An 11,571-nucleotide genomic window follows, 5' to 3' on the forward strand; every position below is an offset into this window, starting at 1 on the left:
TTAATTATCTTTGACACAAATATGATTGGCACGTTTTGTGCGTTATTATATAAAATTAAAAAAAATGACAAAGCAAACTTTATCTTTCTCTAGAACAGATTCTGCGAAGTTCTTTAGAACTCTAAACAAGCGAGTTAACTCTTACTTTAAAGACAACAACATTAAACGTACCGGTAACTGGAAATTATGGCTAAAAACTGTAATTATGTTTACCATATTTTTAGCTCCTTACTTTTTAATATTAACCCTTAATATTCCTGGTTGGGCGCAATTATTACTTACCATAGTCATGGGAATAGGTATGGCTGGCGTTGGTATGAACGTTATGCACGATGGTAACCACGGTTCGTTTTCAAATAAAGAATGGGTTAACCGTTTAATGGGAAGTAGCATCTATATTTTAGCTGGAAATGTTTACAACTGGAAAGTACAACATAATGTATTACACCATACTTATACAAATATCCATGGACATGATGAAGATTTAGAAGCGGGACGTATTTTACGTTTTTCTAAACATTCTGAATGGAGATGGCATCATAAATTTCAACACTACTACTCTATTTTATTATACGGTTTATTAACTATAAACTGGGCAATCACTACAGACTGGCAACAAATGAAACGTTATATGAAACGTAAATTGTCTTATGGAGAATTCCCTAATCCTGTAGCAAACTGGAGTAAATTAGTGATTTCTAAAATTATATACATTGCTATGTGGATTGTATTACCAATGCTTATTTTAGATGCAGCTTGGTGGAAAATTTTATTAGGTTTCTTTATCATGCATTATACAGCAGGATTAATATTAAGTGTTGTTTTTCAATTAGCACATGTTATTGAAGATGCAGAAATGCCTTTACCAGAAAAAAACGGCACCATGAAAAATACTTGGGCAATACACCAATTAAGAACAACTGTAAATTTTGGTGCAAAAAGCCGAATTATAAATTGGTTTACTGGTGGTTTAAATCACCAAGTAGAGCATCATATATTTCCACATATTAGCCATATTCACTATGGTAAAATTGCAGAAATAGTAAGAGAAACTGCGCAAGAATTTAATTTACCTTATAACGAATATAAAACCACTCGTAAAGCAATTGCTGCGCATTTTAGATATTTACGAGAAATGGGAATGAAACCAGCTTTACAAGCGTAATCACAAATTTAATGAGCCAACCACTTTCTAACCGTATTAAAAATATGGCTACTTCTGCCACTTTAGCAATGGCAGCAAAAGCAAGAGAATTAAGAGCTGAAGGCAAAGATATCATCGGTTTAAGTTTGGGCGAACCAGACTTTAATACTCCAGATTTTATTAAAGGTGCCGCAATTCAAGCAATTAACGAAGATTATAATTCTTACACACCAGTTGATGGTTATGTAGAATTAAAAGAAGCTGTAATCACTAAATTTAAACGTGATAATAATTTAACTTACACATTACCACAAATAGTAGTTTCAACAGGAGCAAAACAATCACTTTATAATGTAGCACAAGTTATGTTAAATGATGGTGATGAAGTTATTTTACCTTGCCCATACTGGGTAAGTTATAGCGATATTGTTAAGGTTGCTGGCGGCGTACCTGTAGAAGTTAAAACAGCTATCACTACAGATTTTAAAATGACTGCAGACCAACTAGAAGCAGCTATTACACCTAAAACAAAAATGCTTTGGTTTAGCTCGCCTTGTAACCCAAGTGGATCTCTTTACAGCCATGAAGAATTAGAAGCTTTAGCTACCGTATTAAAAAAGCATCCAAATATTTATGTAGTTTCAGATGAAATTTACGAACATATAAACTACACAGGAAAACCTCACGCTAGTATGGCTGGTGTAGATGGTATGTTTGAACGTACCGTAACAATAAATGGAGTCTCTAAAGCTTTTGCTATGACTGGATGGCGTATAGGTTATATAGGTGCACCAGATTGGATTGCACGTGCCTGTAATAAAATTCAAGGTCAAATAACAAGTGGTGCAAACTGTATTGCACAACGCGCTGTAATTACTGCCTTAAATGCAGATGCTAGTGTTGTAGATTATATGATTGATGAATTTAAAGAGCGTCGTGATATGATTTTAGAATCTTTAAACGGTATTGAAGGTTTTAAAACAAATACACCAGAAGGTGCTTTTTATGTGTTTCCAAATATTTCTTATTTCTTTGGTAAAACTTTAAAAGGAAAGACTATAAATAATGCTACAGATTTTTCTTTATTTTTATTAGAAGAAGCTCTTGTTGCAACAGTTACTGGTGAAGCATTTGGTAATCCAGATTGTATAAGAATAAGCTATGCTGCATCGCAGGAACAGATTAAAGAAGCGATTAAACGTATAAAAGAAGCTTTAGTTTAATACATAACTAAACTCAAAATAAAAAAAGCCACTAAAATATTTAGTGGCTTTTTTTATATGTATAAAATTGAATATTTAATTTATTATCGATTTCTCCAGAAAAAAGGTGTAAGCAATATTAATACGGTAAATAACTCTAATCTACCAATAAGCATTAAAAATGATGACCACCATTTTCCTATTGCTGGTAATGCATTATAGTTATCTACTGGCCCAAAGTCACCTAATGCTGGACCAACATTACCTAAACTAGAAGCTGCTAAACCTATTGCAGAAGTAAAATCTATTTGCATCATAGAAAAGCCTAAAGCACCTACTATAAACGCTAAAAGATATAGAATAAAGAAACCTAAAATATTAAATACAATATCTCCAGACACCGATCGCTTATTATAGCGTACTGGCAAAATTGCATTTGGGTGTAATGCGCGTTTAAATTCTAGAAATCCATTTTTAATAGTAATTAAGTGTCGTACCACTTTTATTCCTCCAGAAGTACTTCCTGCAGAACCACCTAAAAACATTAAACCAAAAAAGAAAACAGTTAAAAATGGTGTCCATAACGTATAATCTGCAGAAACAAATCCTGTAGTAGTTACAATGGCGAGCACCTGAAATAGAGAATGCCTAATTGCACTTTCACCTTCGCCATAAACCATAGGATGATTAATTGAAGATTTACTTACATCTGCATTACAATAAATTAAAATGGCCGCTATGGCTGTAAAAATTACTATAAATCTAAAATAAAGTTTAAACTCTTCATCTTTAAAAACTTTTTGAACTCTACCTTTAAAAGCAAAATAACTCAATACAAAGTTTGTACCTGCTAAAAACATAAACAGAATAATTATGTATTGTATTAAAGGTTTATCGTTCCAGTATGCTACACTTGCATTTTTAGTTGAAAATCCACCTGTAGACAATGTACTTAAAGAATGATTTATAGCATCAAAAAACGACATTCCTGCTGCTTTAAGCAAAATAGTTTCGGCTGCTGTATAACCAAAGTATATAAGCCATAATCGCTTAGCTGTATCTGTTATTCTTGGGTGTAATTTATCGGCACTTGGTCCTGGAGCTTCTGCTGCAAATAACTGCATACCACCAATACCTAATAATGGAAGAATAGCAACTGCAAGTACAATTATTCCCATTCCACCAATCCAATGTGTTAAGCTTCGCCAAAATAAAACACCTTCTGGAACAGCTTCAATATCATCTAAAATTGAAGCTCCTGTAGTGGTAAAACCAGACATGGTTTCAAAAAAAGCATCTGTAAAACTTGGAATAGACTCGGTTAAAACATAAGGTATAGATCCCGAAAGCGTCATTACAATCCAGCCAAAGGCTACTACTATATAACCTTCTCGCTTATTCATTTCTTTTTTATGGTTACGAGTATAAACCATACTCACCACACCAATTAGCATGGTAACTACACCAGAGATTAAAAGCTCTATAGTAACACCATCTTTATAAATAAGGCTTACTAAAGTAGAAAGGAGCATGAAACCTCCATTAAAAAGAAATAATAAACCGAAAAAATGGAATATAATCTTATAATTAAGTTTTAAACTTTTACCCATAATAGATTATAAAAACAATTTTTCTACCTGTTTAATAGATCGTGGTAAACAGCAAACAACTATGTAATCACCTTCTTTAATTTTAAAACTTCCTAAAGCAATTAAACCTTTACCATCTCTTATTACACCACCAATTATGGCAGATCTTGGAAACTCGACATCCTTTATTTGTTTATTACAAATTTTAGAGTCACTCTTTACTCTAAACTCTAGCAACTCGGCATTCATGTTGTTTAGCTTAGTCATTGCTACAACTTCACCTTTTCTTATATATCTAAAAATATTGTTTGCAGCCAATAACTTTTTATTAATTAAGGTGTCTATACCAATAGATTGAGACAGCTCAAAATAATCCATATTCTCTACAAGTGCGATTGTTTTTTTCACACCTTTAGATTTTGCTACAAGACAAGACATTATATTAGTTTCAGAATTTCCTGTTACAGAAATAAAAGCATCCATATCACCAATATTTTCCTCCTCTAAAAGCTCTACATTTCTACCGTCACCGTTTATAACCAAAACCTTTTCAAGTTCGTCTGCTATATCTAAAGCTGCTTCTCTGTTATTTTCAATTAACTTAACCTTAAATTGTTTTTGACAAAGGTCTCGAGACGTTTTATAACCAATTTTACTACCGCCAAGAATCATTACATCACGTATTGGTGTATTGGTTTTTCCTGTCATTCTGCACAATTCCTCACCACCACCAGAACAAGTAATAAAAACTACTGTATCTCCTTCTTTAAATTGCGTATCTCCTCTAGGTATAATTGTGTATTGAGTTCCAAAACGCTGTACTGCAATTGGTACAAAATGAATTTCGGAAAACAACTCTGCAGCTTCTTTTACCGTTTTTCCAACAAAAGATGCTGTTCTTGTTAAGTTTAAACTCACCATGGTTAATGCACCACCTTCAAACTCATAACTATCTTTAAATGCAGATTGATTTAATAATAATTGAATTTCTGATGCTGCTAAAGACTCTGGAGAAATAAGTTCGTCTATTCCAAACCTTGTAAATCCAACCTCATCTTTATGCTTTATAAATTCTGTATTAGAAATCCTTGCAATTGTTTTTTTACAACCCAATTGTTTTGCTAATACACAAACTGTAATATTTGTAGTTTCTGATGCTGTTACTGCAATCACCAAATCACTGGAGTTTACTCTTGCCTCTTTTAATATAGAAATAGAAGTAGCATCTCCTTTTAAAACCTTAATATCTAAATGATTATCTGCATAAGACAAACTTTCTCTATTAGTATCTATAAGTGTAATTTCTTGCGATTCGTAAGACAGTAATTTTGCTAGGTGAAATCCAACCTCACCAGCTCCTGCTATTATAATTTTCATGCGTTATTTTTCTGAAAAGTGATACAAAGATAATTAATTAACAATTGATAGCAGTATTAATTATTTGTTTTCAAGTTTCTTAAAGGGTAAACAATATATTATCTTCGCAAAAAAAATTAGTGTGTCGAAAATAAAACCTTATAAAGACAGCGACCTTAGCAAAAAGGAGCAAGTAACAAAAATGTTTGATACCATATCTGGTGATTACGATGGTTTAAACCGCGTTATTTCTTTTGGAATAGATATTAAATGGCGTAAAAAAGTTGTGAAAATTGTAAAAGAAACACAACCAAAAACCATTTTAGATATTGCTACTGGAACTGGTGATTTAGCAATTAATTTAGCCGAAACTAATGCAAAAAAAATAGTTGGTTTCGATATTAGTCCAGGAATGCTTGAAATTGGAAAAGAAAAAGTAAAGAAAAAAAATCTTGACCAAAAAATAGATATGGTTCTTGGTGATGGAGAAAGTATGCCTTTTGATGATAATAGTTTTGATGCTATTACTGTTGCTTTTGGCGTTAGAAATTTTGAAAACCTAGAAAGTGGTCTTAAAGAAATTTTACGTGTGCTTAAACCTAAAGGCACTTTTGTAATTTTAGAAACTTCTATGCCAGACAAAACACCTTTTAAACAAGGCTATAACTTTTATACTAAAAATATTTTACCATTAATTGGAAAAACCTTTTCTAAAGATAAAACAGCTTACAAATATCTTTGTGAATCTGCCTCTCAATTTCCTTATGGAGAAGCTTTAAACAATATTTTACGTAATATTGGGTTTACTAATGTTAAAGACTTGCCACAAACTTTTGGTGTGGCGACAATTTATACAGCATCTAAACATTAATTAATGAAAAGAGTTTTTGCCCTATTTATCTTCTTAATTGCAGCACAAACAAGCTATGCGCAATTATTTACTAAGGAAAAAGTAAAAAATAACGAAAACCTAGATAAGCAAACTTTAAGTTGGGGATATTATTTTGGTGTTAACAACCTAGATTACAAATTTGATTATAATGATAATTTAGGTGATATAACAACCCAAAAAACCTATGGTTTTAATGTTGGTTTAGTAGGTGATATTAGAGCAAATGATTATATAAACTTTAGGTTAGAACCTGGTTTAGTGATAGCCTCTAGAAACATAACTTATCCAGAAAGTTTTTTTGCCAACTTTGAAGATGAAATTAATGCTAGCGATTTACTACGTGAAGTAAAATCTACTTACATATATGTACCGCTTATAATGCGATTATCTACACAACGTTTTAATAATTTTAAACCATTTGTCACTTTAGGTATAGCGACATCTATTAACTTGTCTAGTAACGAAAACAATCCTGAAGATAATAGTAACGGTGAATTTAGAACCACCAAAAACACCTTATTTTACGATATAGGTTTTGGTATCGATTTCTATTTATACTGGTTTAAATTCACACCTTCTATACGTGGCGTTTTTGCTATAAATGATGAGTTAATTAGAGATAACGATCCAAATAGTCCATGGACAGGAAACATTAACTCTATGAAAACACGTGGTATTTTTATAAACTTTACCTTTAGATAACAAACGTTTAAGCGTTTCGTTTAAATTCACTTAACAAAATTGCAGTAGCTGTTGCTACATTTAAGCTTTCTGTTGCTTGTATAGTTCCAAATCTAGGTATTGCAATACGTTTAGTTACTTGTTCTTCTATTGTTTTAGAAATTCCGTTTGCTTCATTTCCCATAACCAAGATTCCAGAATTTGGTAATTTTGTTTTATAAACATTTTCACCATCCATAAAAGCACCTAAAATTAGCGTTTTATTGTTTTGTTTTAAGAAATCACTTAAATTTAAATAACTAATATTTACTCTTGTTATAGAACCCATTGTTGCTTGTATTACTTTGGGATTGTAACAATCTACAGTACCAATACTACATACTAAGTTTGCAATACCATACCAATCGCATAAACGAATAATTGTACCTAAATTTCCTGGATCTCTAACATCATCTAACGCCACAATTAATCCTTTGGTATCAACTTTTACTGCTTCAGGTATTTTAAAAACTGCCAAAGCTTTATTAGGAGTAGTTAAAAAACTAATTTTTTTTAATTCGGCTTGAGTAATTAAAGTTTCATTTTTATTAATATTAAATGTCTCTGTTGTAAACAAATGATGCAATTTTAAAGTAGAATTTAAAAGCTCATTAATTACCTTTATACCTTCGGCTACAAAAAATCCTTCAGCAACTCTATATTTTTTTTGCTTTAAACGCGTTATTAATTTTATTTGACTTTTTGATAGCATTTAAAAAATGTATTTTTGATTTTTAAGTAATTCACTTTATAATTAAAACGTACAACTTAAAAAATTATTCATTGTAACTTCTTTATTATTTGAAACAAAAGCGCTCAAAAATACTACTTATTATAATAATTGGTTTTATAACCTCATGTAATTCTGTTAAGCGTGTTGCAGAAGGTGAGCATTTATTAACTAAAACAAATATTATTGTAAATGGCGAAACCGAAGATAATGAAACTATTAACAACCTTATCTACCAAAAACCAAATAGTCGTATTCCTTTACTTGGTACACCTTTAAGGTTATATATTTATAATACTGCAAGACCAAATTTAGATTCTATTTTAAATGCTAAAATTAAAAAACATCCCAAACGTACAGCTAGACAAATACGTTTTCTCTCTTTAAAACAATTTGAACAACGTAAACAATCTAAACTAGATTTTAACAATTGGATTAAACGTACAGGAGAAGCTCCAGTTATTGTAAACGACACATTATCTAACAAAACCTTAAAAAGGTTAGACAGTTACTATTTTAATAACGGTTGGTTTGATGTTGAATCTAAATTTGAAACCACACGAAACGAGAATAAAAAAGCAACTATAGATTATACTGTGACCACAGGAAAAGCATATACAATAGACTCGTTATCTACAAAAATTGCAACCCCAATTATAGATTCTCTATATAAAATAGAAGAAAAAAATGCTTTTATAAAATTAAACTCACAGTATAAAACAGTTGATGTTGTTGCAGAGAAAGACCGTATAACAGAACAAATGCGAAATTCTGGAGTATATCATTTTTCTGAAGACAATGTATTTTTTGAAGTAGACACTATAGGAAAAACAAAAAAAGTAAACATAGATGTACAAATAAGCGCAAGAGCAATTAGGCTTGAAGACACAACGTTACGCGAACCATTTAAAATTTATAAAGTAAAAGACGTAAATATTTTTACAAACAGTGATTTTAATAGACGTAACGAAAGCATTACAGATTCTACAACTTATAACGGTTTTAATATTTACAGTAAGGAGAAATTGCGCTACAACCCAAAAACATTATCAGATGCAGTTTTTATTACACCAAACACTATTTTTAAAGACAAAGATAGACCACAAACCTCTAGGCGAATTAGTAATTTAAAGACCTTTAAATACCCAAAAATAGATTATATAGAAAACACAGAAGACACGACATTAACTGCCAATATATATTTAACACCATTAAAAAAGTTTGGTTTAGATATTAGAGCCGAAGCATCACAAAGTAACATACAATCAATTGGGTTTTCATTAAGTCCAGGAATTTTAATGCGTAATGTTTTTAGAGGCGCAGAAACTTTAGAACTTTCTGGCACAGCGTCTATTGGAGCTTCAAAAGATGGAGCAAATGAACGTGATCAATTTTTTGATATTAATGAAATTGGTGCCAATTTAAACCTTACTATTCCACGATTTTTTTTCCCTTTTAATACTGAAAAAATAATACCTAAATCTATGTTTCCTAGTACACGAATTAGTGTCGCTACAACAAGTCAAACAAATGTAGGTTTAGACAAGCAAACCTTTACTGGTTTGTTTAATTACAAATGGTTTCCAAATGAAGAAGTCACCAATAGTTTCGACCTTTTTAATATTCAGTTTGTAAAAAATTTAAATACCTCTAATTATTTTAGAGAATACAGAAGCTCGTACAATACATTAAATAGTCTTGCATTTAGTTCTGGATATATAACAAATGGTGAAGATTTAAGTATTCCAAATCAAGCCGATACTTTCTTAGCAGATGTTACAAGTGGTAATTTTGTTGGAACATTATCTAACGATAATATTCAAACCATTAACTCAATAAATGAAAGAAAAGAAAGATTAACCGAAGATAACTTAATACTATCGTCTAACTTTAACTATGTAAAAGATAAACGGGATAATTTATTCGACACAGATTTTTCTATTCTTAGACTAAGGCTTGAACTTGCAGGCAATATGTTTTCTGCGGTATCAAACATTTTAGGGTTAGAAAAAAATGATAATAGAAGATATGAATTATTTAATGTTGCTTTTTCTCAATATATTAAACCAGAAATCGACTATATAAAATACTGGGATTTAGGCAATAAAAGCATTTTAGCAATGCGTTCTTACGTTGGCATAGCAATACCTTATGGCAACTCTAAAAACATCCCTTTTTCTAAAAGTTTTTTTGCTGGTGGCGCCAACGATAATAGAGCTTGGGCTGCATACAGTTTGGGACCTGGAAGCTCTACAACAACCAACGAATTTAACGAAGCTAATTTAAAATTAGCATTTAGTGTAGAAAACAGATTTAATATTTTTGGCGCTTTAAATGGTGCACTATTTATAGATGCAGGAAATATTTGGAATGTATTAGACGATGTTGAGCTTGATGCCGCTACCTTTAACTCTATTGCCTCTTTAAAAGATATAGCCATAGGCTCTGGATTTGGTTTACGTTACGACTTTAACTTTTTCGTAATTCGTGGAGATATTGGCTTTAAAACCTATGACCCTTCTTACGGAGACCAAAATCGTTGGTTTAACGATTATAACTTTACCAATGCCACTTACAATATTGGTATTAACTACCCTTTTTAAAATTTTATATCACATTTTACTAAAACGTTTTCGACCTTTTATAGATAGCTTTATCAGGCATTATACACTTTTATCTTATAAAAATATTTAAATTTTGATTACTTTTACAATTCAATTTTTAATAAAAAAAACACAAAATGTCACACCAAATAAAACCAGGAGTTGCCACAGGTAAAGAAGTTCAAGCCATTTTTAAATTAGCTAAAGAAAAAGGGTTTGCCTTACCAGCTGTAAATGTTGTAGGATCTAATTCTATAAATGGTGTTTTAGAAACAGCTAAAGCGTTAAATGCTCCAGTAATAATTCAATTTTCTAATGGAGGTGGCGTTTTTAATGCAGGTAAAAGTTTAAGTAACGAAAACCAAAAAGCAGCAATTGCAGGTAGTATTGCAGGTGCAAAACACGTACATTTAATGGCAGAAGCCTATGGAGTTCCTGTAATTTTACATACAGACCATTGTGCTAAAAAATTATTACCATGGATTGATGGCCTGCTTGATGCCAGTGAAATACACTTTAAAGAAACTGGAAAATCTCTTTTTAGTTCTCATATGATTGATTTAAGTGAAGAACCTCTTGAAGAAAACATTGAAATTTGTAAAAAATATCTTGAGCGCATGAGCAAAATGGATATGACTTTAGAAATTGAGTTAGGAATTACTGGTGGTGAAGAAGATGGAGTTGACAATAGTGATGTAGACGAATCTAAATTATACACACAACCAGAAGAAGTAGCATATGCTTATGAAGAGTTAAGTAAAGTAAGTGACCAATTTACAATAGCTGCAGCATTTGGAAACGTACATGGAGTATACAAACCAGGAAATGTAAAATTAACTCCAAAAATTTTAAAGAATTCTCAAGAATATATTTCAGAAAAATTTGGAGTACCACACAATCATATCGATTTTGTTTTCCATGGCGGTTCTGGTTCTACAGAAGAAGAAATCCAAGAAGCTATTGGTTATGGTGTTATTAAAATGAATATCGATACAGATATGCAATATGCATTTATGTCTGGTGTGAGAGATTATATGGCAGAAAAAACGGAATATTTACAATCTCAAATAGGTTCTCCAGACGGTCCAGAATCTCCAAATAAAAAATATTACGACCCAAGAGTTTGGTTACGTAAAGGTGAAATTACTTTTGTTGAGCGTCTTAAAAAAGCATTTGAAGACCTAAACAACGTAAACACCTTATAAAACAACAACTTACAGTTTATATCAAATCTCATTCTAACTCATATAGAATGAGATTTTTTTTATTAAAAAAAATACAAGCTACAGATAGCTCCAACTAATTTTGAGTAGTAATAATAATTTAAGTAATTTT

Annotated in this window: 9 protein-coding genes; 6 read left to right on the forward strand and 3 right to left on the reverse strand. The window is 31.1% G+C overall.

What is annotated here, in order from left to right:
- The first annotated feature begins 64 nt into the window (after positions 1-64).
- Positions 65-1,165 (forward strand): acyl-CoA desaturase, encoded by a 1,101-nt coding sequence (locus tag BM549_RS12070; RefSeq protein ID WP_290470506.1) that lies wholly within the window; start codon positions 65-67, stop codon positions 1,163-1,165.
- 11 nt (positions 1,166-1,176) lie between these two features.
- Positions 1,177-2,367, forward strand: a complete 1,191-nt coding sequence (locus BM549_RS12075; RefSeq protein WP_290470507.1) for a pyridoxal phosphate-dependent aminotransferase — start codon at positions 1,177-1,179, stop codon at positions 2,365-2,367.
- A gap of 83 nt (positions 2,368-2,450) precedes the next feature.
- On the opposite strand, the gene BM549_RS12080 is transcribed toward BM549_RS12075, so the two are convergent.
- Together BM549_RS12080 and trkA are read right to left on the reverse strand one after the other, a co-directional pair.
- A complete protein-coding gene (locus tag BM549_RS12080; protein ID WP_290470508.1) occupies positions 2,451-3,956 on the reverse strand; it encodes a TrkH family potassium uptake protein in 1,506 nt (501 codons plus the stop codon).
- A gap of 6 nt (positions 3,957-3,962) precedes the next feature.
- Positions 3,963-5,312 (reverse strand): Trk system potassium transporter TrkA, encoded by a 1,350-nt coding sequence (gene trkA / locus BM549_RS12085; protein ID WP_013869153.1) that lies wholly within the window; start codon positions 5,310-5,312, stop codon positions 3,963-3,965.
- Between the two features lie 121 nt (positions 5,313-5,433).
- Between trkA and ubiE the strand changes: the two genes are divergently transcribed.
- Together ubiE and BM549_RS12095 are read left to right on the forward strand one after the other, a co-directional pair.
- Entirely contained in the window at positions 5,434-6,162 is a 729-nt protein-coding gene (ubiE, locus tag BM549_RS12090) for a bifunctional demethylmenaquinone methyltransferase/2-methoxy-6-polyprenyl-1,4-benzoquinol methylase UbiE (protein WP_290470509.1), read from the forward strand.
- Between the two features lie 3 nt (positions 6,163-6,165).
- Positions 6,166-6,885, forward strand: coding sequence for a porin family protein (locus tag BM549_RS12095; protein ID WP_290470510.1), 720 nt, complete (start codon positions 6,166-6,168; stop codon positions 6,883-6,885).
- 7 nt (positions 6,886-6,892) lie between these two features.
- Here BM549_RS12095 and BM549_RS12100 read toward each other — a convergent pair whose 3' ends face one another.
- Positions 6,893-7,615, reverse strand: coding sequence for an RNA methyltransferase (locus BM549_RS12100; protein ID WP_290470511.1), 723 nt, complete (start codon positions 7,613-7,615; stop codon positions 6,893-6,895).
- An 89-nt stretch (positions 7,616-7,704) separates the two neighbouring features.
- On the opposite strand from BM549_RS12100, the gene BM549_RS12105 reads away from it, so the two are divergent.
- Positions 7,705-10,236 carry a BamA/TamA family outer membrane protein gene (locus tag BM549_RS12105; RefSeq protein ID WP_290470512.1) on the forward strand — a complete coding sequence of 844 codons (2,532 nt, stop codon included), beginning with the start codon at positions 7,705-7,707 and terminating at the stop codon, positions 10,234-10,236.
- Between the two features lie 137 nt (positions 10,237-10,373).
- Complete coding sequence (fbaA, locus tag BM549_RS12110) at positions 10,374-11,441, forward strand: class II fructose-bisphosphate aldolase (RefSeq protein WP_290470513.1); 1,068 nt, start codon at positions 10,374-10,376, stop codon at positions 11,439-11,441.
- The last annotated feature ends 130 nt before the right edge of the window (positions 11,442-11,571 follow it).

This window comes from Lacinutrix sp. MedPE-SW (assembly GCF_001874145.1).
Taxonomy (GTDB): Bacteria; Bacteroidota; Bacteroidia; order Flavobacteriales; family Flavobacteriaceae; genus Lacinutrix.

Coding starts and splice junctions, on each gene's coding strand:
- BM549_RS12080 (WP_290470508.1), bottom strand. CDS start 3,956: ATGGGTAAAAGTTTAAAACTTAATTATAAGATTATATTCCATTTTTTC.
- fbaA (WP_290470513.1), top strand. CDS start 10,374: ATGTCACACCAAATAAAACCAGGAGTTGCCACAGGTAAAGAAGTTCAA.
- trkA (WP_013869153.1), bottom strand. CDS start 5,312: ATGAAAATTATAATAGCAGGAGCTGGTGAGGTTGGATTTCACCTAGCA.
- BM549_RS12100 (WP_290470511.1), bottom strand. CDS start 7,615: ATGCTATCAAAAAGTCAAATAAAATTAATAACGCGTTTAAAGCAAAAA.
- BM549_RS12095 (WP_290470510.1), top strand. CDS start 6,166: ATGAAAAGAGTTTTTGCCCTATTTATCTTCTTAATTGCAGCACAAACA.
- BM549_RS12075 (WP_290470507.1), top strand. CDS start 1,177: ATGAGCCAACCACTTTCTAACCGTATTAAAAATATGGCTACTTCTGCC.
- BM549_RS12070 (WP_290470506.1), top strand. CDS start 65: ATGACAAAGCAAACTTTATCTTTCTCTAGAACAGATTCTGCGAAGTTC.